Genomic DNA, 24,268 nt, shown 5'->3' on the forward strand with positions numbered 1-24,268 from the left:
CTTGTTCGCCGATGGACAATGCGGAAAATACTTTGCGGAAACCTTTACCAGTTCTTGCGGATACCGATGTAGCCACCGGTCCTTCTCGTAAAAATATCGCCCTGATCGGTAGCCACGCGGGCGACAACGCTGGTGCGTTTCAAACCCGGAACTGCATATTGTGCTCCTAAAACCGATGAAAACTGGCCTCTCGGCGGATCGAAATCGGCACCTGGTGTTCCGAAGTTTTTGCTGTAAGAGAGTTTCAATGTAAGCGCCAGCGAACGGCCGATTCTCCCCTGTGCACCCAGGTAACATACATTCACCCGGTTATTGGGAAAATACCTGTAATTCCCGAGTTTCGACTGGTCCATATCCTTGCCGGGAATAATAAACGGCGTGCCCACCGTCCGGCCCTGATACGACCAGCCTTCGGAATACTGGGTGTGGTTGAAATAGTTGTCGGCCCCCTGGTATTTACTTCCGGGGATGTAAAATTCTGAGCCGGATTGATCTTTGGTCGTGAGGAATTCCAATGTCAGATGCGTAAGTGCCGCTCCATTTTCCGGCCCCGGCAACAGTTTCAGGTTTACGCCGTAGAGCCCATCAGGAATATTTTTGAAAAGCATACTCGAAACATCCTCGAAAGGATGCTGGTGGTATACAAAAAGCCGGTAATGATCGAGTTTTGTCTCGAAAGCGATATCATAACTGCCCAGGTGATTCCCAACCCGATAGCTGTCAAACGCCCCGTACCCATTCCTCTCGAACCAGTTTTTGGAAGTGAATGCCAGCACCACATTCGGGTAAATAGACCACGACGATGGCAGCTCACCATTCACGGCCAGTTCGGGATGAAGTTTCAGGTAATCCGAATGCCCCGCCCACATCACATTGTGATTCAGGCCAAGGAAAAACTTGTTTTTGTGTTTGCCCAACCTCAGATACAAAAACTTCTGATGCAACCGCACCCCCTGGATGTAGTCCGTATTGAACCACCCATGCGCGAATCCCGCATGGACAGCCACGAAGTTCCCGGTGAATTTCAGCGGGGAAAAGCCCACGGTACCGATCTGCACTTTGGGTATCGGTAACGAATTCCCCGAAACTGCATAAAAGCCCGACGACATAGTGGTATCGCCCAGCCCCATTACCTCGCGCCTGCGCCCTACCCACAGCTCCACGCGCTTGAAGCGCACGCTCGCATGCGCCTCGGGCAGTACGAACTCGAACTTGTTTGCTTTGTTATACACCCCTACCGGGCTCACACCGGCACTCCAATCGAATTTTCGCGGTCTGTTAGTAAGGCTATCGTAGAAAACATAATTCCTTCGCGCACTCGCCTGTAACACGCCTGCCGTAGCGCGGTCGGGAACCGCCCCGAACTGGTTGGTCCGAAGCCAGAACGGCGTTTCGCCGTTGGAAGACAGGTACGCCCCTGCCTCCACACTCGCTTCGAGGTTGGACACAACCATACTTTTCTGGGCAAAAAGCTGCCCTGAAATAATTGCAAAAACCGCAACGAAACTGAAAGTAAAGGTTCTGCGCAAGTGATTCGGATCGATAAAAGTTTCCCTCTGCAAGATAGGGACGCGCAGAGGAATATTTGTTACCGATGGCCGCGTTTTAACTTAACGTTAATCGTGAGAAAAGGGAGGAGGGAGGATGGAGGAAAGGGAGGATGGAGAAATGACATTCTATTAGGGGCCCTTCCTCCCCTTCCTTCCCTTCCCCTCACTCCGCCCGCAAACTCCTGACCGGGTTAATCAACGCAGCCCGGATAGCCTGGAAACTCACGGTCAATAAAGTGATCAACAGCGCTCCCAGGCCTGTACCTGCGAAAATCCACCAGGATATCTCGGTGCGGTAATAGTAGTTTTGCAGCCAACCGCTCATAAAATACCAGGCGATCGGCCCTGAAATGACGCACGCCAGCATGACCAACAGGATAAAATCCGTAGAAAGCAGCTGCCACAAATTCGCAATGGATGCGCCCAGTACCTTTCTGATCCCGATTTCCTTGGTACGCTGCTCCGCCACGAAAGATGCCAGCCCGAATAGCCCCAGGCAGGAAATAAATATGGCCAGTGCCGTAAAAAAGGAAGCCAGCTTGCCGATCCGCTCCTCGTCGGCAAACTTTTTCGAAAACCGCTCGTCGACGAACTGGTAGGTGAATGGGCTGCTGGGGTCGTATTTGCGGAAAACAGCACCTACTTTCTCCAACGCGTCGCTTACCCCGGCCGAAGGTGAGAGCCGGATATTGATCACGTTTGTGTTTCGGTAATTAACCACAAAAAATGCCGGGCTATTCTGGCTAAATGGCGATTCGCGCACCATGTCCTTCACAACGCCGATCACCCTGAACTCCTTTCCACCCCAGTTCAGGATCGACTCGAGTGGCTTTTTGAGGCCCATCAGTTTCAATGCCGATTCATTGATGATCATCGCAGCTGAATCCGTTGGGTAAGCGCGGGAGAAATCCCTGCCCTGAATCAGCTTCCATCCGGCTGTTTTGCCATAATCATGCGAAATGTTATTGGACATCAGCAACGGCACCGCATCAGGCGCTTTACCCGGCCAGGTCAGATTGGTTACTCCGCCGGCCTGCGTCGTCATGGAACCCGATGATTGCGAATAGCCGCTCACGACACCGGTATTCAACAGGTCGTTTTTGAGCGCATTATAATGCCCGTAGAGCGCCGGGGTGGTCATCGCCACTTCTATCAACCCCTGCCGGTCGTAGCCAACCGGACGGTTTTTAGCGTGCTGTATTTGCCTGAAAACAACCACAGTGCCGATAATCAGCGTCACCGACACAGTAAACTGCATGACCACCAGCACTTTCCGGGGCAATGCGGCAAACCTGCCTGCTTTGAATGTCCCTTTCAGCACTTTTAGCGGTTGAAAAGATGACAGATACAATGCAGGATAGCTTCCGGCGGTGAATGCGGTCAATAAACAAAAAATAACTCCGGCAACCCAAAACAGCGGATTAGCCAGCGGTAATGTGATCTTTTTCTCTGCCACCTCATTAAAAGCAGGCAGTGCCAGTCCGGCCCAAAGCAGTGATAAGACAAATGCGACCCCGACCACCAACACCGATTCACTAAAAAACTGGCTCACCAGCTGCATCCGCACCGAGCCGATCGCTTTGCGGATACCCACTTCTTTGGCCCGTTTCTCGGACCGCGCTGTGCTCAGGTTCATAAAATTAATACAGGCCAGCAGGAGCACAAAAACGCCGATGGTCCCGAACAGCCACACAAATGTGACCAGCCCGCCGGTATTCACGCCATTCTGGAAATCGGAGTACAGGTGCCATTTATCCATCGGGTGCAGGAAAAATTCCGGCTTATAGCCTGGCGGGTTATCCCTTTTCATACGCGAATCCTTGATTTTGGCTGATACCGCGGCAAAATCAGCTCCTTCGCGAAGCTGGACGAATATCTGGTAGGAGTTCTCATCCCAATTCCTTTCCGCTCCCCGCACCGATGGATCGGTGGCAATGTAAAGGTCCCACGGCGCGAGTATTTGCGTATCCCTGAAAGTGCTATTATTGGGGATTTCTTCAAATATCCCTGCTACCTTCACATCCCGGTTGCTATTGAGTTTTACAATGCGGTTAACCGGATTGGTATTGCCGAAAAGTGATCGCGCAAAGGATTCCGAAAGCAGGATGGAATTCACATCCGCCAGGTTATCGCTGCCGGCAATAATACGGATCGACATCATTTTCGTGAACGAAGGCTCCACATATTGCCCCGACTTCGAAAACATCTTATCCCCGTTGGAAACAACGATGTCGCGGTAAACCGATTTGCTGATTTCCTCAAAGTCCGGATACTTCTCCCGCATATCGGCCGCCAGCGGTAACGGCACCACATTATACGACGACTTCTCCGGTCCGAACTGCACAAACTGCCAAACCTGCCCAATCCGTTCATGTTTCTTATGATAATGGTCGAAGGACACTTCATCATAGATCCAGAGCCCGATCAGCACCGCCACAGCCATCCCCACCGAAAGCCCGCCAATATTAATGGCAGAATACCCCTTGCTTTTAAGCAAGTTCCTTAATGCGATTTTGAAGTAGTTGCGTATCATGTTCGTTGCTTTTTTTGACCGCCGACCATTGACCGCCGACCGCCGATTTCTTTTTTTGTTAAATCCATAATCCACGAGGCACATGGTCGATGGTCCATCGTCCATGGTCAGCGACAGCCCCTACCCATCGGCGGTCCGCGGTCAGCCGTCGGCGGTCATTCCGTCCTCAAACTCTTCACCGGGTTCATCAATGCCGCCCTGACACTCTGGTAGCTGATCGTAGCGAGCGTAACAAGCACTGCGGCCACGCCCGCACCCAGGAACACGAACGGGCTGATGCTGATATGGTAATTGTATTTGGCAAGCCAGTTTTGAAGAAAATAATAGGCCAAAGGCGACGCGATGGCGCAGCTGATCAGTACGAGGAACACAAAGTCGCGCGAAAGGAGGAGCCATAGCTGCGATATCGACGCCCCGAGCACCTTACGGACGCCGATTTCCTTCGTCCGCCGTTCAGCCATAAACGAAGCCAGTCCAAAAAGCCCCAGACAGCTGATCAGGATGGCCAGCGCGGCGAAAATCCCTGCTAATTGGCCGATCTGATCCTCGCTGCGGAACTTCTGATCGTATTCATCGTCGACAAAACGGTATTCGAACGGGTACGACGGGTTATACTTCTCGATTACCGGCTGAATGGCGGCGAGCGCTTGCTTTACATCGGCCCCGCTTTTGAAACGTATGAGGCTCTGAAATGTAAAATAGGGACGCATGAGCATGACTGCCGGCTGCACTTCATCATACGGATTTTGCTGGATCACGTTTTTCGTCACCCCTATGACCGTTAAATCCTCATCGCCGAACTTCACATGACTACCCACCGGTTTTTTGAAACCCATCAGTTTTACCGATGCTTCATTCAAGACGATCGCATTGCTATCGGAAAGCATCTTTTCAGCAAAAAACCTGCCTTCTTTGAGTTTGAGACCAGTCGCTTTGAAATAGGCAGGATCAACCATCAATGTTGAAAACAAAAGCTGGCTCTGCGGGTCCTTCCCGGGCCAGGAAAAGCCTTCCCATTGATTGTAAACGCCCGTCATCGGACTCGACGTTTTACTCACGGCCTCTACATATCCGCTTCCCAACAGCTCGGTTTTCATTGGCAAAAAATTCTTTTGCAGGTCACTGGAAAGGCTAAGCCAGATCAGCTTTTCGGGATTGTAACCCATCGGCCGGCTCTTCGCATGCTGGATTTGCTGAAAAACAATCACCGTACCGATAATGAGGGCAATCGAGAACGTGAACTGGGTAACGACCAATATCTTTCGTGGCAAATTGGCTGCGTTGCCAACCTGGAAGGTACCTTTCAACACTTTCACCGGCACAAACCCCGACAGATATAGTGCCGGGTAGCTTCCCGCCAGCAAGCCTGTGACAATGCATCCCCCAAGTGCGACCGCCATCGAGGGAATATCACTCAAACTGAATGTAATATTTTCAAAACCAACACCTTTCAAATAAGGTAATGTAAACTCAACAATCAGCAGCGCCATTACAAAGCCCAGGAATGCCGTGAGCATCGACTCCGTGAAGAACTGCACGATGAGCTGCTGCCGTTGCGAACCGACTGCCTTGCGAATACCCACTTCCCGCGCCCGCTTCTCCGAACGTGCGGTGCTGAGATTCATAAAATTAATGCAGGCAGTGAGCAGCACGAGTATGCCAATCACGGCAAAAAGCCGCACATACTCGATGGCGCCGCCGGTATTCACCCAATCCTTGAACTCCCCGAACAAATGCCATTTGGGCATTGGGTGCACAAAGAGCAGGTTTTCCTCTTTATCATTCATCTTGGTCTGCACCAGGTTGGCAATACGGGCCGAAAATGCCTCCGGCGTAACGCCGTCGTTCAATTGTACAAAGGTTTGCAGAAAATTATTACCCCACTGATCCTGTGCTCCGCGCACGAAATCGGAAGTAGCGATATTCAGTTCATACGGCATGAGATAGTCGAACCCCAAAGACGAATTCTTCGGAATATCCTTTAACACACCCGTTACCATCACCTCAAACTGATTATCAACCCGGATCACCTTGCCGACCGGTTCCGCATTCCCAAACATCGCATGCGCAAGCGACTCCGTGAGTACGATGGAATAAGGGTTCTTCAAAACCTGATCCGCATTGCCTTTAACGAGCGGGAATGTGAACATTTTCAGGAAGTCGGGATCGGCATAGTGGCCCTGCCGGCTCAGTTTTCGATCGCCCGCCACCAGACTGTGCTTATCGCCCCAATCGAGCCGGGTGACGTACTTTGCCTCGGAGAAATTGTTTCGCAGCTCGGTTGCCAGCGGAAGCATAAGACCGTCACCTGTACGCTTCTGGCCGTTGAAATGCATCTTTTTCTTGACTTTGACGATACTCGCCCGGTTTTCATGAAAATTATCAAAGCTCCATTCATACCGCACCCAAAGGCCGATGAGCATCGCCACCGCCATTCCCATGGCCAGTCCCAGGATGTTGATCAAAGCATACCCCTTGTTTTTTACAAGGTTGCGGAAGGCGATTTTGAGATAGTTTTTCAGCATGACTTTTAGGTTTTAGGAAGACAGGAAGAAAGGGAAGAAGGGGAGGAAGGGGAGGAAGGAGTTGTGGTCCCTTTCCTCCTTCCTCCCCTTCCACCTTACTCCCTTCTTAAAGATTTAACAGGATTCATCAATGCCGTCCGCACCGACTGGAAACTCACTGTGCACAATGCAATCAGCAGCGACAATCCCGACGCCGACAGGAATATCCAGACGCTTATTTCAACTTTATAAGGATAGTTTTCGAGCCATTTTTGCATCGCATAATAGGCGGCCGGGAAAGAAAGCACGAAGGACAGGGCTACGAGTCTGACAAAATCCGTGGACAACAATGCTACAATGCCCGCAATGGATGCGCCCAGTACTTTACGGATCCCGATTTCCTTCATACGTCGTTCTGCGGCGAGTGTGGCAAGGCCAAACAGCCCGATGCTGGAAATAAAAATCGTCAGTATCGCTCCGAAAAGCATGATTTGCTTCCATTTCGCCTCCGATTCGTAGCTTTTGAGATTTGCTTCGTCGACAAACTGATAGCTGTAAGGCACCAGCGGGAACAGCTTACGGAATGTTTTTCCAATGTGTGCAAGACTGGCCGATTCCATACCAGGCTGGATGCGGATGAATACTTTCCCGAATGGATTGCCCGGTTTCATGGTAAAAAGCTGCGGCCGGATATTCGATGTCAGCGACTGGAAATGGTAATCTTTCACGACTCCCACTACGGTATACTTCTCGCCGGGATTGTACCAAAAATCCACCTCCTGCCCCACCGGATTCTTCCAGCCTGCTTTTTTAACAAACGCCTCATTCACCAGCACGGCCTTCGTGGAATCCGAAGCCAGCGTTTCCGAGAATGTTCTGCCTTGCAGCAGAGGTATTTGCAGCACCGAGAGGTAATTGTAACCCACCGTTTCATAGGAAAATTCCATATCGGTGCCCGCATTGACCCTTGCCATTGTGCCCCATTGTCCTCCGTTTTTGGGCGTAACGGCCGTAATCGACTGGCTTTTCAGAAGCTCGTCCGTCAGCAACCGGGCTTCGGCCCGCGTCAGGTTTTGTTTTTCAATGCTGACCAGGTTCTGATCGTCATAACCGAGTTCCATGTTCGTAAGGAAATTGAATTGCGAACGCATGGTGAGCGTGACGATGATCAGGAATGAGGCGAGTGCGAACTGGACAACTACCAGTGTTTTTTGAAGATAATTCCTGCCTGAAAAGTTGAACCTGCTATAAAGCGTTTTCACCGGATCGTAACCCGATAGCACCACGGCCGGATAGAAGCCCGCCAGCAACGCGGTGAGCACAAACAGCGCAATGTAGCCCGCGATCAGTTGCCAGTCGAACAGGTAAGAAATCGCAAGAGCCTTGTTAGCGAGTTGATTAAAAGTTGGCAAAACCGATTCCACCAGCAGTACCGCCAATACAAATGCCGCAAAGCACAACACAAATGACTCGCCCAGGAACTGCGCCGCAAGCTGGTACCGGCCGCCGCCAACCACTTTCCGCACCCCTATTTCCTTGGCACGTTTCAAAGAACGCGCCACAGTCAGGTTTACGAAATTGATGCATGCGATCAGCAGAATAAACAGTGCAATGCCCGAAAGAACGTAGGAGAACAAGGGCTTGCTGCCATTCATAAGGCCATTTTCGGCATTCAATTGCGAATCGAGGTGAATGGCCGTAAATGGCTGCAAGCCATAATATCGCTTGTTGACAAGGCCATACTTTTCCGCAACGGCCTTCGCGGCGTCGCGGGCGTCGGACTGGTAAATGCGGTTCATCGTTGCGCTTACCGCTTGACTATTCGCCCCGGGAGTCAGTTTCACGAATGTGTTGAGCGAACTGTTGAACCACGCTTCACCTTGCATTTGTGATTCCGGAACGGGTAACGGCTGTAAAAAGTCGAACTGGATCGATGAGTTCTGGGGGCATTTGGCCGCAACACCGGTCACCACGAAAGGTTCGAAAGCAGCATGCTCATCAAACGAATCCTTGAAAAGCATTGTCTTGCCCAGCGCATTCACGGTACCGAAATGTTTCTCAGCCATCTCTTCCGAAATAACCACCGATCGCGGCTGCACGAGCGCCGTGAGCGGGTTACCGCTGAGCAGCGGAAAAGAGAATATCCTGAAAAAGTCGCGATCGGCCTGGTATACATCCTGGCTCAGCACCTGATCACCCAGCTTCACGTCGTTCCGGTGCTGCCGGTAGCGGGTAAATGCCTCAATCTCGGGGGTGCCCGCCGAAAATTTCGGTCCGGGCAGGTAACCGGTAATCGCGCTGGTGTTTTCCAGCACGCCGCCCGGCGTTACCGATTTAAAAGTGATCCGATAAATATTCGGGTTGTTGGCGTGAAAGCCGTCATAACTAACCTCATCCTTGGTGTACAGCATGATCAGCATCGCCGCCGCCAGTCCGATGCTCAGCCCGGTAATGTTGATCACCGAATAGACCTTGCTCTGCGCAAGTGTCCGTAATGCGATTTTCAGGTAGTTTTTTAACATGGCTTGTTTGTTTTTGAGAGGAAAGGAAGAAGGAGAGTAAGAAGCGCCAGGATATATCTCATTCCCCTTTCAACGATTTCACCGGGTCCATCAAAGCGGCTTTCACACTCTGAAAACCGACCGTCAACAATGCTACGAGTATCGCCAGGAGCCCGGTAACCGGGAAAATCCACCATTGAATGCCCACCTGGTAGGCAAACCCCTGCAACCACGCCCGCATGCCGATCCACGCAACGGGCGTAGCGATCACGAGCGCGACGCATACAAGCGAGAGAAACTCACCCGAAAGCATTCGGACAATGCTGCCCACCGACGCGCCCAACACTTTCCTCACCCCTATTTCCTTCGTTCGCCGCTCCGCGGAGAATGCCGCGAGCCCAAACAAGCCCAGACAGGCGATTACCACGGCAATGCAGGTGAAATACAGCACAATGCTTCCCGTACGACGCTCTTTCTCGTAATTTTTCTGAAAATCCTGGTCGAGGAAGGAGTAAGCAAAAGGAATGTCTGGGTTCAGCTTCCTCCACGCCGCTCCCACCGATGCCAGCACACCGGCGTAGTCCCGGGTTTTTACATTGGCAATAAAATACTGGTACTTGTCGGTAATGCTGGTAGTAAGCGCATACGGCTTGATTCCTTCGTGCAGGCTGCGGAAGTTGAAATCCTTCACCACACCCACTACCTGCAAACTCCGGCGTTTACCTCCCAGCTCGAAAAACACATTTTTACCGATCGCCGAAGCCTGGTCGTAACCCATTTCCCGGACGGCTGTTTCGTTCAGGATTATGCTGCTGGAATCGCCGCTGAATGCTTTCGTGAAGGAACGCCCGGCAGCCATTTTCAGACCCAGCGTTTCGACATAATCGTCGCCTACGGTTGCGAAATGAATGTCGACGGCGTCATGCACAGTTTTATTTTCCGCATAAAAAAGCAGGTCTTCAATGTTCTCAATACCAGGATACACCGATCCGCTGGTTGCAGTCTCCACACCAGGAATGCGCAGCACTTCCTCCCTGAATGCGTTGTAATGGGCCGTCGCTTTCTCATTTCTGAACGGCACTACGAGTTTCTGCTCCTTGTCAAAACCCAGGTTCTGGTTTTGAAGAAAAGACAATTGCTGCCCGATTACGATTGCTCCCAGAATGAGGATAATGGATACCGTAAACTGAAATACGACGAGTCCTTTCCGCAGCAGCACGGCCGAAGCGACATTTGCGAGCCGGCCTTTGAGCACGCTCACCGGCCTGAACGACGACAAATAAAAGGCCGGATAAAGCCCGGCAACAAGCCCTGTGAACAGGGTAATCCCCGCCATCCAGTACAAAAATGCCGGATGAACAAACATGTCGAGGGTTTTACCGGTCAGATTGTTGAAATACGGCAAAAGCAGCTGCACCACCAGCACCGCAACGGCAAGGCCCATGACGGCCAGCATCATCGATTCACCGAGGAATTGATACACCAGCGAATTCCTGACTGCCCCCATTACTTTCCGCACGCCCACCTCCTTCGCACGCTTTTCGGAGCGCGCGGTGCTGAGGTTCATGAAATTGATGCAGGCAATGAGCAGCAGGAATACGGCGATGGAGCCGAAAATATACAGGTAAGTCATGCTTCCGTTCGGGGCAATCTCGTTCCCGATATCGGATTTCAGATAAATATCGGTTACCGGCTGAATGAACAACTCCTTGGAAATGCCCACTGCTTTCAGGTCCGCAGCGCCATGCCGGTTCAGGAACGGGGTCAGTTTGGATTCAAATGCCGCCGGGTCGGTACCTTCACGGAGTTTCACATAGGTATGAAAAATGTTGTTCATCGCCCAGTTGTTCTGCCCCGCAACCCAGCTACCCATATCGCCATTCTGCATGGATAAAATGAAACGGGCATCGATGTGCGACTTCTGGTTGTTCCGGTAAACACCCGTGACGGTATAGTCAAAATCACCGAAAGTCAGCCCGACGCGGATCACCTTACCCACCGGATCGACATCCCCGAACAACTTCTCGGCCACCTGCTCGGAAAGTATCAGCGTATTAGGCTTACTGAGTGCCTGTCGGGCATTCCCATATTTAAAATCGTAAGTCAATACATCGAACAGCGTCGAATCGGCGTAGTAGCCATTGTTTTCATAGAACCGCGTGGTTTGCCCGCCATTGCGGTTTTCGAGCAGCATACGGTCGATACCCGAAAATTTCAGCACGCGCGCTACCGATTCCACTTCCGGAAAATCCGAGTGAAGCCCCGCCGCCACCGGCCCGGGTGTTCCCGCCCATTTTTCATTCCGGGATTCCATCGCAATGCGGAAAAGCCGGTCGGCCGACCGATGGTGTTGATCAAAACTCAACTCATCGGAAACATACAGCACAATCAGCAGGCAGGTCGCCAGCCCCAGCCCCAGTCCGAATACATTAATAGCAGTATATCCCTTGTTGTTCAAGAGATTACGAAAGGCGATTTTCAGGTAGTTTTTTAACATTGGCTTTTAAAATTGGGAGGAAAGGGAGAAGGGAGGAAGGGGAGGATGGAGGAAAGAAAAAGAAAACCTCCTCCCTTTCCTCCATCCTCCCTTTCCTCCTTCCTTCTCACTCCGACCGTAACGATTTCACAGGATCCAGCAGTGCCGCCCTGATTGCCTGGTAACTTACCGTAGCGAGCGTGACCAGCAGGGCACCGCCACCGGCCGCGGCGAAAATCCACCATGGGATTTCGGTACGGTAATCATATTTTTTGAGCCAGTCGTTCAGGAAATACCATGCCGTGGGCGCCGAAATCAGGAAGGAAATGATAACCAGCAGCACAAATTCGCGGGACAGCAATGCCCAAAGGTTGGATACCGAAGCACCCAGCACTTTTCGCACACCAATTTCTTTCGTCCGCTGCTCGGCGGTGAATGATGCAAGGCCGAACAATCCGAGACAACTGATAAATATCGCCAGCCCGGCAAACATCGTGGCCAGTGTGGCAATGCGTTCTTCGGCCGCGAATTTCAATGCATATTCCTGATCGGTGAATTTGTAATCGAAGGGCGCGCCGGGATTTACTTCCCTAAAAACCGCTGCTACCTTCGCCAGCGATTGCCTTAACGGAAGCCCCGGTTTGAGTTTAACGCTGATGAAATTCGCCCATCCGTAGTTCACCATAAATAACGTCGGACGTACCGGGCTGAACGGTGAGCCCATCACCATATCACGGATCACCCCAACTACTTTGTAAGGGTTATTGCCCCATTTCACCATTTGGCCTACAATATCCGATGGTTGCTGGAAACCCATGTATTTCATCGCAGATTCATTCATGACCATCCCCAAAGAATCGGTAGAGAACTGGCGGGAGAAATCGCGGCCGCCGATAAATTGCCAGCCGACGGCTTTTCCAAAATCATGAGAGACTCCAATCGTACCAAAGTTATCATGCAAGTTGGGATCCTTACCCGGCCAGCTGAAACCGCCATTGTTGGAGCCCAGGAATGTGGATGGCGACGAGGAGGTTGCCATTTCCTCTACCGCACCGGTTTCCTGCAATGCCGCTCGAAGCCGGTTGTACTGGCTGTACAGTTCGGGCGTATTCATTTCGACGGTGATGAGTCCGTTCCGATCGTAGCCAACCGGCCGGTCCTTCGCGTATTGGATCTGTTTGTAAACAATAGCGGTGCCGATGATCAGCGTTACGGATACCGTAAACTGCAATACCACCAACACTTTACGGGGCATTGCGGCAAACCGGCCCGCGTTGAATGTCCCTTTCAAGACCTTCACCGGCTGAAACGACGACAGGTACAATGCCGGATAACTGCCCGACAAGAGTCCCGTCAGGAAACAGAATGCAAATCCAGCCGCCCAGAAGTAGCCGTTGCTCCACGGGAACGCGATCCGTTTGTCGGCAATTTCGTTGAACGACGGCAATACGAACACCACGATCAGGATCGCGAGCACAAATGCCAGAAAGACCACCATGAACGATTCGCTGAAAAACTGGTTGATCAGCTGCCCTCTGATCGACCCGATCGCCTTCCGTATACCAACCTCTTTCGCACGTTTTTCGGAACGCGCCGTGCTGAGATTCATAAAATTGATGGACGCCAGCAGCAATACAAACGCCCCGATGATCGCAAAAAGCCATACGTAGCGAATACGCCCGTCGGCCTGCCCGGCATCGTCCCATGTGCCGTACAAATGCCATTTCGACATCGGCAGCAGGTAATTTTGTGGTTTCAGGAATCGGGCTTCTGGTGTGTGTTCCATTTTGATGTTCCTGATTCGCTCGGTAACCCCTTCGAAAGTCGAATTGGGGCGGATCAGGGTCAGCAGTTGCCAAGAGTTGTTATTCCATTGCTCCTTATCCCGCGCATCGCGCACCCAATTCTGTGTCACTACATACAGGTCCCAGGGCGCGACGAAAGTCAATTCACGAAATTCCGTATTGTACGGCAGGTTCTCGTAAACGCCCGTCACCTTCATATCGAACTGGTTGTCCAGCTTGATAAGCTTGTCCATCGGGTTTTCCTTCCCAAACAATGCCTCCGCGACCGATTCCGAGATCAGGATTGAATTGCGTTCTTTGAGGCCGTCGCGCGAGCCTCTTCGCATTTGCAGCGTGAACAAGTGCGGTGCCCCGGCGCTCATATACGCGCCGCTTTTGGTAAACTTATTGTCCTTATAGGCCAAAATATGTTGGTCTGTCCAGGACGACTGGACCACATATTCGAAATCGTCTTTGTGATGTTCCTGAAGATATTGCCCAAGCGGATACGAGGTATGCTCACCGCCGTCGTAAGTCTTTCCTTCGAAAACGCCCCGCTCCACCACCTTCGCAATGCGATCGTAATTAGCGTGATAGCGGTTAAATGCGAACTCGTCGTAAACCCAAAGGCCGATCAGTATAGCCACGGCCATTCCCACAGCCAGCCCCCCGATATTGATAGCAGAATAACCCTTGCTTTTGACGAGGTTACGGAATGCGATTTTGAGATAGTTTCTGAACATGATCGTTTCTTATTTATGGGAGGAATAGGAGGAAGGAGAAAGGGGAGGAAGTACCCCAATTTCCCTTTCCTCCTTCCTCCCCTTCCTCCTTTACTCCCTTTTCAAACTTGTCACAGGATTCACCAAAGCCGCCCTTACTGCCTGGAAACCTACCGTAGCGAGCGTCACGAGCGCGAGGCCGGCGGCAGCGAATAGGAAAATTCCGGCATCGAGGTCAATACGGAAAGCGAAATTGGCCAGCCATTTGTACATTACCCAGCCTACCACCGGGAAAGCAATGAGTAATGCGATCGCCAGGAGTTTGACAAAATCCATTGAAAGCATCAGCACCACATTGCTTACCGACGCCCCCACTACTTTGCGTATACCGATTTCCTTCTGCCTGCGCTGGGCCGTGAATGCCGCCAATCCGAAAAGCCCGAGGCACGAAATCACAATTGCCAGCCCGGCAAAATAGCGTGATAGCACCCCTACCCGCCGCTCTGAGGCGTACAATGCCTTGTAGTTTTCATCCAGAAACTGGTAATCGAACACCAGCCCCTTGTGATGATCCTGGAAAAGCTTGCGCAGGCGGGCAATCGTTTGCTCCTCGGCGCCGCTTTGAATTTTCACCATTACATTCGGCATAATGGGGTACATCTGGAAAAAACAGGGTTTCACGGGCTCATACAATGATTCGAAATTGAAATCCTTCACTACGCCGACGATCTGCCGCTCCATCCCCCAGAATTTCACCGTCGTGCCGACGGGATCTTTGAGTCCCATGCTTTTAATCGCCGACTCATTGAATATGATTTCATTGCGCGCATTCTGATTTTGGGAGAAAAACCGGCCTTCGCGGAGCGTCATACCCACTGTTTCCATGAAATTATAACCCACTTCCAGGTTCGAGAACTCAATATCCGTCCCTGCGGGCTTACCCGGCCATTCGAAACCGGAGATTGCACCGTGCTTGCCGGTGAGGTTGTGGTAATAGCTCGAAGCATTCACGACGCCGGGAATATTTTTCACCTCACCCAAAAATCCCTCCGCCGCTTTCAATTTCAGCGAATCCATTTCGAGTGGTATTTCAAAATGAATAATGTGGTCGCGATTGTAGCCCAGGTTACGGTTCTGGATAAACTGGATTTGCCGATACACGACGATCACCGAAACGATGAAAATCACCGACACCGCAAACTGGAACACGACCAGCCCCCGTCGAACCAGTAATTCCCCGGCGGTATTCTTCAATTTTCCTTTCAAAACGGAAACGGGATCGAAACCCGACAGATATAATGCGGGATAGCTGCCCGCCAATAGGCCGGTAATAAGCGTAATGAGCAATGCCGCTGAAATCAGCGTCGGGTCGGGCGAAAGGGTAATCTGCTTACCGGTAATGTTATTGAATTCCGGCAACAGGAGCATCACCACACCCACCGCGACGACCAAGGATACGAAAGTGAGCATCAGCGATTCGCTCAAATGCTGCATCACCAGCGAGCTCCGCAATGCCCCCACCACTTTCTTAATCCCCACTTCCTTCATCCGGCCCGAAGCCTTGGCTGTGGAGAGATTCATGAAATTAATGCAGGCGATCACCAGAATGAATACCGCTATCACTGAAAACAGCCTCACGTACGTAATACGTCCGCCCGTCTGCACCCCATTTTCGAATTGGCCGTGGAGGTACTTGTCGGAATAGCGGATCGCGAAAAGCTGAAAATCGATGTCCTTGTTTTTGGTTTTGAGAAAATGACGGATCTTCTCGTTGAACGACGCCACGTCTGTGCCGCTTTTGAGGATCACAAATGTATTCGGATCGCTGTTGCCCCAGTTTTCCATTCCCGGCCGCCGCGCTTTAAACTGCTCGAAATTGAAAAGAATATCGAATTGATTACTCGCATTACGTGGATTGCTTTTGAACACACCACCTACCCGGTAAAGCCCGCTGAACTGCCCATCGTCCCATTTGACAGTCTTTCCAACCACATTCTGCCGAGTACCAAAAAGCTTTTCAGCCATTTCCTCCGACAGCGCAAGCGTATTCTTGTCGCCCGTCAGTGCGCCGGCATCCCCCTGCGTGAACGGGCAGGTGAATACATCAAAATAATCGCGGCTGACAAACTGACCACCGGCCTTCAATTGGGTTTCTCCAATCGAAACCACGCCCTTGTTCGAAAACCATTCCGCGGGCACCACCGTCGTTGCCAGCTCCACCTCCGGCATTTCCGCTTTCAATGCATCAGCCAGCAAGCCCGGTGTATGTTCGCCCGTCTTGATACCATCCTCCTGCGGCTGGTTCACCATGACCTGATACAAATGCGCGTCCTTGGCATTGTGCTTGTCTACGCGGAGCTCGTCGACTACCCAGAGGTAGATTAGCAATGTACAAGCCAGCCCGGTGGAAAGGCCCAGCAGATTGAGCAGCGTAAATTGCCGATCCTTGACCAGGCTACGCCATGCGATTTTTAGATAGTTTTTGAGCATCGGTGCTTATTTTGACCGCGGACGGCCGACCGCCGCCCGCCGATTGCTGTCATGTTGTTATTACTTGTTGATCTTGCGTCCTGCACATTCGAAATAGTCAGCATTCCAAGTTCCACCGGTTATTTGATCAGCCGTCAGTGGTCGGCCGTCGGCGGTCATTCACCGACCCTCACTCACTTTTCAAACTCTTCACCGGATTCACCAACGCTGCCCTCACACTCTGAAAACCAACCGTCAGCAAGGCAATACCGGCTGCGAGAAAACCTGCCCAGGCGAAAATTCCCCAGTGGATATCGATCCGGTAGGCGAAATCCTGCAACCAGCGGTGCATGAAATACCAAGCGACAGGGCTGGCGATCACAATCGCGACGAGCACCAGTTTCAGAAAATCCATCGAAAGCATAGCCGTAATACCCGCTACGGATGCGCCGAGCACTTTCCGCACGCCTATCTCCTTGGTCCGCTGCTCGATGGCGAAAATGGCCAGGCCGAACAACCCGAGGCACGACAGGCACACCGACAGCAATGCAAAAGTGGTCGTCAGCCTGGTCGCGAGTTCTTCACGCTGGTAAAACTTCGCGATCTCTTCGTCATAGAAACTGTATTCAAATACGTTTTCGGGAAACTGTTTCTGCCAGACAGCACCGATCCGGTTGATGGTCGACGCATTCACGTGGTTCAGCTTTACCCCCGCCCAGCGATAGCGCGACTGATCCGCAAATACAATCGTCGGTTCGATGCCGGTATATAGGTCACCATTATTGAAATCGGATAATACCCCCACAATGGTCCCGGTTTTGCCCGCGTCGCCTACATGCAGGCGACGGTCCAATGCGGCTTCGGGTGACTTCAATCCTAATGCCCGCACCATTTTTCGGTTGATCAGCAACTCACTGAGTGTATCCGAATGCACCGGAACCCGGCCCGCGACGAGTTTTAGTCCGTATGTTTTTACAAAATGATCATCCGCGGCTCTCGACCGCGCTACAAATTTCTCCCAGTCGCGGTTCTCGAATTTGATCGTTCCGCCTCCGCTGGTCTGAACCGATGGGGCACTTCTGAAAAACGACAGGTCGGTCACTTCGGGCAATGCCGACAGCTCGTTACGCAGGGCCGTCAGCTTGCTGGTTTCAGTTTCGGGCAAATTGAGATGCAGGATCAAATCCTTATCCATTCCGAGGTCCTTGTTTTTCAGGAATTCGGATTGCAGGATGATCAGCGTCGATACTGCGATCAAGACGAATGAAATGCTGAATTGTGTCACAACGAGCCCTTTTCTGACCGAAAAAAAACTCCGGTTATTTTCCTTCAACAACCCCTTCATAGCCTTCACCGGGTTGAACCTGGAAATTACGAATGCGGGATAAACGCCTGCCAGCGTGACCACGAACAGCAGCAATGCCGCGCAGAAGTCCAGCAACTGAGGATCTCTAAGGATATCGATGCGCACATTCAAGCCCAGCCATTGGCTGAGCATCGGCGCAAAAAGCCAGGCGAGTACGAGGGAAATAGCGCCTGCGGTGAAGGTTAACACTGCCGTTTCCTGTATAAAAAGCCAGAAAACCTGCGCTTGCGAAACACCCAGTACTTTTCTTACCCCCACTTCCTTGCTCCGCTTGAATGCCTGCGCCGTCGAAAGATTAATGAAATTAAAACAAGCGATGAGAATGAGCAATATGCCCACTGTCGCCAGCACGATGATCGTGTTGTACTTGATTTTTCCGCCATAGGCGATATTGAAATGCACGTCCGGCAAATCCTGCAAATGGTAGTGAAAAACCTTTCCGTCGGCACCATAATATTTCTTGGCGAATGCCGGCATCTGCGCTTCAAATGCAGCCTTATCCTCCGGTGAACGAAGTGTTACAAAAGTTTCGCGACCGCCGTCGATCCAACCCCAGTCTTCATAACCATACTCCGGAACGATCTTTTTTAATGTGGGGAGTGAAACGAAAATATCCTGCTTAAAATCGGTTTGATCGGGGTAATCGGCTACAATGCCCGCAATTACCAGGTTTTCACGGCTGTTGGCACGGATCACCTTACCCATGGCATTGTCGTTTCCGAAATACTTCCGGGCATACCGTTCCGTTACGACCACCTGATTGGGAGCACCCATGGCCGAAGCGCTTCCGCTAATCCATTTGTAATCAAATATTTTGAAGAAATCGGGATTTGTAAAAGCCAGATGTTCCTTTTTCAGAAACTTGCGCGAAGTTCCCTGGTGATCGACCCGGATGGTCAGCTCCTTGCGCGCGAGATAAGCGGCGTCCCGGACGTAGCTGAATTCCTTTTTCAACGTTTCATGCAAAACATAAGCCGAGCCCCGCTCCTGCTCCACCGAGCCATCTTCCAGGTGCAGATCCACCACCACACGATAGGTCCTGTCGGCATGGGCATGGTAGCTGTCCACGCTGAGATGGTACTTCACCAGCTGGAACAGCACAATCGCCCCGGCCATCCCCACGGCCAGGCCAACGAGGTTGATACCGGCATAAACCTTATGTTTTGCCAGGCTTCGAAATGTGAATTTTGCAAATGTGTTGATCATACTTCTATTTTTTCGGGAGGAGAGGGAGGAAGGAGGAAAGGGAGGATGGATTTCCCCTTTCTCCCTTTCCTCCTTCCTCCCCTTCCTCCCTTACTCCCTTTTCAAACTCGTTACAGGATTTGTCAACGCCGCTTTAATCGCATGATAACTGACCGTCGCGAGCGTGAGCACGAGCGCCCCTGCGCCTGCGAGGGCAAATATCCCCCAGCTGATTTCGGTACGGTATTGGTAGTTTTGCAGCCACGCGCTCATGGAATACCAGGCCAGCGGAACGGCGATAAGGCTCGCAACGGCCACCAGCGAAACAAAATCTTTGGAAAGCATGCCCCACAATGCCGCTACCGACGCACCCAGCACTTTGCGGATGCCTATTTCCTTGGTACGCTGCTCGGCCGTGAATGAGGCCAGCCCGAACAATCCGAGGCAGCTGATCAGGACTGCCAGCGCAGCGAAAAATCCGCCGAGCTTGCCGATCCGCTCTTCGGTCCTGAATTTGGCGTCGTACTCCTGGCTGGCAAACTTGTATTCGAACGGCGCCGCCGGTACCAGTTTCCTGAACACGTTTTCAATAGCGGGCAAAGCCGCTGCCGGGCTTACCTTCGCGCTCAGTTTGATATTGATCCAGTTAGGAGAACCGAACAGGAAGAAAACGGTCGGTTTCACGAGTGCGAACGGCGATTCCATGACCATATCCTTCACGACTCCGAGGACGGTGAACTGCTTGCGGATGTTGTCGGTCATCCATGGGCTTTTCCAGGAAATCACCATTCCGACCGGGTCGGAAACGCCCAGCAAACGCGCCGCCGATTCATTGATGACGAAGCCCGACGAATCGGAAGCGAAATCCTTCGAAAAGTTGCGGCCACCGACGAACTGCCAGCCGGCGGTTTTGGCATATTCCGGCGACACGGTCAGCGTGGCAAATGTTTCTACAAAACCCTCCGGCATTCCTTTCCAGCTGAAACCATCGTTGGACGACCACACACCGGTAATGGGGCTTTGCGATTCGGCTACTTCCTCCACCATACCGGTATTTATTAGTTCGGCGCGTATAATGTCGGTTTTCCCATAAAAATCATTCGTTTTCATCGGTACCATCAGCAACCCGTCACGCGAGTAGCCTACCGGCCGTTCCCTGGCGAATTTGATTTGCCGGTAAACCATGCTGGTGCAGATGATCAATGTGACGGAAATAGTGAATTGCAACACCACCAGCAGCTGCCGCGGCGTGTAGGCAAAGCCTCCAAAATGCGTACGCAACGAGCCTGTGGAGCCTTTGAGCACCTTCACCGGCTGGACAGATGTAAGGTAAATGGCTGGATAGCCACCCGCCAATACCGATGTAAGAAGCACAAAGCCCAGGCTGCAAACCCAGAAATAGGCATTCGTCCAGGGAATAACCATCTGCTTCGCAGCCAGGTTATTGAACCACGGGAGCGACACTACCACGCCCACAAACGCCACCACGAACGATAACAGCACCACCAGAAGCGATTCACTGAAAAACTGCCCGACCAGCTGCATGCGCATTGAACCGATCGCTTTGCGCACGCCCACTTCCCGTGCACGCTTTTCCGACCGCGCGGTGCTCAGGTTTACGAAATTGATGCAGGCCAGCAGCAACACAAAAAAACCAATCAGACCGACCATCCAAACGTATTTGACGGGTCCGTCTCCCACTGCGCCATTCCTGAAATCGGAGTAGAGATGCCAGTCTTTCATCGGATGCACCCACATTTCGGGCCGGGTGGCAATTTCGTCCCGCATATCATCCATTTTGCGGATCGCATTCAGTTCGGAAAGGCGGATCGCCTCGCTGGCTGTTTTGAAATCGGTATTGTCGGCCAGTTCGGTATATACCCAAATGGCATGGTTATCCCACTTCTTGTCGCGCATGTAGCGGTTTTTTTCGAGGAAATAGTCCCACGAGCCCATAAACTGGACGTCGCTAAACTTCGTGTTTTGCGGAAAATCCTCATAAATACCCGTCACTTTCAGGTTTAAATCGGTATCAACTTTCACGATCCTGCTCATCGGATCGGCATCGCCGAACAACGCCCTGGCCGTCGATTGCGAGAGGATAATACCCTGGCGGTCTTCCAACGCCGACCATGAGCCGCGGAGCATGCAGAGCGAAAACATTTCGGGCGCTTCCGCATCGACAAACTGGCCATTGCGCGACAGTTTCGTATCCCCGGCCGTGAGGATGTTTTCGCCCGTTTGAGTGGAAGCGATAATGCGTTTGAAATGACCGCCATAATGCGTTTTCAACTCCTCAATGAAGGGTACCGGCAACGAAAACCAGGTTTTCTTTTCACCATTCTCTACCCTGTTTTGCAGGATTTGCCCTATCCGGTCATAATTTTTGAAATAGCGGTTGTACGAAAGTTCATCATAAATCCACAAGCCGATCAGCATAGCCACTCCCATACCAATCGCCAGCCCGCCAATATTGATCGCCGAATACCCCTTATTTTTCCAAAGGTTGCGGAATATGATTTTGAGATAGTTTTTGAGCATGATGTATTTATTTGGGGAGGAGAGGGAGGAAGGAGGAAAGGGATGAAAGGGAATTCTCATACATTCTCCATTCTTCCCTTTCCTCCATTCTCCCCTTCCTCCATTACTCCCTTTTCAAACTCTTTACCGGATTCACCAACGCTGCTTTGATACTCTGGAAACTGACCGTCAGCAATGCGACGCTTACCGCCAGCACACCCGCAACGAGGAATACCCACCATTCGATGCTGACTTTGTAGGCAAAGTCCGATAGCCACTCGTTCATGCCGTACCACGCCAGCGGCGAAGCTATGAGGATGGCAATGCCCACCAGTTTTACAAAATCTCTGGAAAGCAGTGAAACGATGCTCAATACCGAAGCCCCGAGCACTTTACGCACGCCTATTTCCTTTGTCCGCTGGATCGTCGTGAAAGCCGCCAGCCCGAACAGCCCCAGGCAGGCAATCACCACGGCGAGCCCGGCAAATATCCCGAACAGCTTTCCTACCCGCTGCTCCGATTCGTACATGTTATCAAAGCGTTCGTTGAGGAATGAATAGCCGAACGGATTATCCGTTGTCGCCTTCCAGGTCTTTTCCAGTGCTTTGAGCACGCCCGGAATGTCGTTCGTTTTGATCTTGACAGCCATTTGGTACTGGTCGCCGCCATAGAACATAACCAGCGGAGCAATCCGCTCGTGCATGGAGCGGAAGTGAAAGTCTTTGGTAACACCCACCACCGTGTAAAACCGCTTGCTTTCCGGCGTGCCGTTGCCAATGGTTCTGATACGCTTTCCGATCGGGTCTTTCCAGCCAAATTGCTTCACTGCCGCTTCGTTGATCAGTATGGAAGCACTATCGCCGCCAAAGGATTTTGAAAAATTACGGCCATTCACGAGGCCGATACCCAGGGTTCTTAGGTAGTCCTGATCCACCTGATAAGTTGTGAAACGGTAAGGAGTAATGTTATTCTCGGCATTTTCCGGAAGGAAACCATCGGTACCATTGTTGGAATTTCCCGCAGGCAGATAGCCTGCCAAAGTCACGCTGCTCACGGCGGAGAGATTACCCACCTGCTCCTTGAAAGTCCTGGCTTTATCTCCCAGCAAATGGGTATCGTGCAGGATCAGCACCTGTTCCTTGTCAAAACCTACATTCTTGTTCTGAATAAAACGCAGCTGCTGGTAAACGATCATCGTGCCGATGATCATCACGATGGAAACGACAAACTGAATGGTTACGAGGGTATTCCGTAGCCAGCCGCTCTTTACACCGGCCTGAATACTCCCTTTCAGCACCGCGACGGGCCTGAATGCGGACAGGAAAAATGCCGGATAACTGCCGGCGAGAAAACCCACGATCAGACACCCTGCCACGGCATATCCGATCATCCTTGCATTCAGAATAGATTGCAAATCGAACCGCTTGCCGGCAAGGTCGTTGAAACCCGGCAACAGCAACACCACGAGCACCAATGCTACCAGCAGCGCAAAAAATGTCACCAAAACCGATTCGGTCAGGAATTGCGCCATGAGTTGCTGGCGCACGGAGCCCATTACTTTCCGGACGCCCACTTCCTTCGCCCGCCCGGCTGAGCCCGCGGTCGACAAGTTCATAAAATTAATGCAGGCGATCAGGAGAATGAATGCCGCGATGGCCGTGAATATGTAGATGTATTTAATGTTACTGTTGCCTTCCAGCTCATTTTCGAGATTGGAAGTGAGGTGAATGTCAGTCAATGCCTGCAAACCCAAACCAAACTTATCGCCTTTGCGCAGGTATTCGTCGTAACTCATGCCCAGGAATTCCTGGATTTCGGGGCCGATGTACTTCCGCACCATTTGCGGCATCTGAGCCGAAAGCTTTTCCACCGGATAGCCCTTATGCAGCAGAATATAGGTATGCGCGCCGCTCGACAACCATTTGTCCCCCAGCGTGACCGATTTCATCGATCCGAAAAAGTTGTAGTGGAAATGCGAATTGGAAGGCACATCCTCGCAGACGCCCGTCACGCGGAACGCACCGCTATTGCCCATGTCGAGGCTCTTCCCGATCGGATCCTGGTTACCAAAGTATTTCAATGCCATGGACCGGGTCAGGACCAGTGTCTTCGGCTCTTTCAGTACATTGTTGGCATCGCCCTTCAAGAGTGGTATGGAAAAGAAATTGAAGAAGTTGGAGTCGGTAAAAATGACACGTTCTTCAAGGAATCGCTTTTCCCCGTTTTTTACCAGAAAAGTACCGTTGCTGCTAAGCCTTGTGTAGGCCTCCACGCCCGGATAGTCGCGCAGGAGGGCGGGCCCGGCGGGAGCGGACGCACCAGCGATATTGATATCATTACCGCCGATCCGGCCGTGCAGTGTGACCCTGAAAATACGGCCTGCATTCTGGTTGAAGCGGTCGTAGCTCAGTTCGTGCTGCACGAAGAGGAGGATCAGCATGCAAGTCGCTAACCCAATAGCCAGTCCGCAAATATTAATGGAGGAAAAAGCTTTTTTATTCCAAAGGCTCCTTAAGCCGATTTTCAGATAATTGGATATCATAACTGCGCCGGTTACGAGGGTTGCGGATGAATTTCCCTTTCCGACAGTCAAATTATGCACCAGGCACCAATAATATCACAATTGCCTGAAAATCAATTTTTTATATTTAAACAAAA

Annotated in this window: 10 protein-coding genes; all 10 read right to left on the minus strand. The window is 51.6% G+C overall.

The window, feature by feature from the left end; all coding sequences use genetic code 11:
• Positions 1 to 44: 44 nt before the first annotated feature.
• Positions 45 to 1,529 carry a capsule assembly Wzi family protein gene (locus CLV60_RS14875; protein ID WP_229210976.1) on the minus strand — a complete coding sequence of 495 codons (1,485 nt, stop codon included), beginning with the start codon at positions 1,527 to 1,529 and terminating at the stop codon, positions 45 to 47.
• Between the two features lie 184 nt (positions 1,530 to 1,713).
• Positions 1,714 to 4,083 carry an ABC transporter permease gene (locus tag CLV60_RS14880; protein ID WP_106596150.1) on the minus strand — a complete coding sequence of 790 codons (2,370 nt, stop codon included), beginning with the start codon at positions 4,081 to 4,083 and terminating at the stop codon, positions 1,714 to 1,716.
• 155 nt (positions 4,084 to 4,238) lie between these two features.
• Entirely contained in the window at positions 4,239 to 6,608 is a 2,370-nt protein-coding gene (locus CLV60_RS14885; protein ID WP_106596151.1) for an ABC transporter permease, read from the minus strand.
• Positions 6,609 to 6,703: 95 nt separating this feature from the next.
• Positions 6,704 to 9,109, minus strand: coding sequence for an ABC transporter permease (locus tag CLV60_RS14890; protein WP_106596152.1), 2,406 nt, complete (start codon positions 9,107 to 9,109; stop codon positions 6,704 to 6,706).
• 58 nt (positions 9,110 to 9,167) lie between these two features.
• Complete coding sequence (locus tag CLV60_RS14895) at positions 9,168 to 11,585, minus strand: ABC transporter permease (protein ID WP_106596153.1); 2,418 nt, start codon at positions 11,583 to 11,585, stop codon at positions 9,168 to 9,170.
• A 106-nt stretch (positions 11,586 to 11,691) separates the two neighbouring features.
• The gene (locus CLV60_RS14900; protein ID WP_106596154.1) at positions 11,692 to 14,091 is read right to left on the minus strand and encodes an ABC transporter permease; all 2,400 of its coding nucleotides are present in this window, start codon (positions 14,089 to 14,091) and stop codon (positions 11,692 to 11,694) included.
• Positions 14,092 to 14,181: 90 nt separating this feature from the next.
• Positions 14,182 to 16,560: an ABC transporter permease gene (locus tag CLV60_RS14905; protein ID WP_106596155.1), complete on the minus strand. Its 2,379-nt coding sequence runs from the start codon at positions 16,558 to 16,560 to the stop codon at positions 14,182 to 14,184.
• A 169-nt stretch (positions 16,561 to 16,729) separates the two neighbouring features.
• Positions 16,730 to 19,111, minus strand: coding sequence for an ABC transporter permease (locus CLV60_RS14910; protein ID WP_106596156.1), 2,382 nt, complete (start codon positions 19,109 to 19,111; stop codon positions 16,730 to 16,732).
• A gap of 90 nt (positions 19,112 to 19,201) precedes the next feature.
• Positions 19,202 to 21,631: an ABC transporter permease gene (locus CLV60_RS14915; protein WP_106596157.1), complete on the minus strand. Its 2,430-nt coding sequence runs from the start codon at positions 21,629 to 21,631 to the stop codon at positions 19,202 to 19,204.
• A 103-nt stretch (positions 21,632 to 21,734) separates the two neighbouring features.
• A complete protein-coding gene (locus CLV60_RS14920) occupies positions 21,735 to 24,152 on the minus strand; it encodes an ABC transporter permease (protein WP_106596158.1) in 2,418 nt (805 codons plus the stop codon).
• Between the last annotated feature and the right edge of the window lie 116 nt (positions 24,153 to 24,268).

The organism is Dyadobacter jiangsuensis (genome assembly GCF_003014695.1).
In the GTDB taxonomy this organism is placed as follows: Bacteria; Bacteroidota; Bacteroidia; order Cytophagales; family Spirosomataceae; genus Dyadobacter; species Dyadobacter jiangsuensis.

Bases quoted from the DNA above. Each gene is read 5' to 3' on its own strand.
- CLV60_RS14880 (WP_106596150.1), bottom strand. From the start codon at position 4,083: ATGATACGCAACTACTTCAAAATCGCATTAAGGAACTTGCTTAAAAGC.
- CLV60_RS14885 (WP_106596151.1), bottom strand. From the start codon at position 6,608: ATGCTGAAAAACTATCTCAAAATCGCCTTCCGCAACCTTGTAAAAAAC.
- CLV60_RS14890 (WP_106596152.1), bottom strand. From the start codon at position 9,109: ATGTTAAAAAACTACCTGAAAATCGCATTACGGACACTTGCGCAGAGC.
- CLV60_RS14895 (WP_106596153.1), bottom strand. From the start codon at position 11,585: ATGTTAAAAAACTACCTGAAAATCGCCTTTCGTAATCTCTTGAACAAC.
- CLV60_RS14900 (WP_106596154.1), bottom strand. From the start codon at position 14,091: ATGTTCAGAAACTATCTCAAAATCGCATTCCGTAACCTCGTCAAAAGC.
- CLV60_RS14905 (WP_106596155.1), bottom strand. From the start codon at position 16,560: ATGCTCAAAAACTATCTAAAAATCGCATGGCGTAGCCTGGTCAAGGAT.
- CLV60_RS14910 (WP_106596156.1), bottom strand. From the start codon at position 19,111: ATGATCAACACATTTGCAAAATTCACATTTCGAAGCCTGGCAAAACAT.
- CLV60_RS14915 (WP_106596157.1), bottom strand. From the start codon at position 21,631: ATGCTCAAAAACTATCTCAAAATCATATTCCGCAACCTTTGGAAAAAT.
- CLV60_RS14920 (WP_106596158.1), bottom strand. From the start codon at position 24,152: ATGATATCCAATTATCTGAAAATCGGCTTAAGGAGCCTTTGGAATAAA.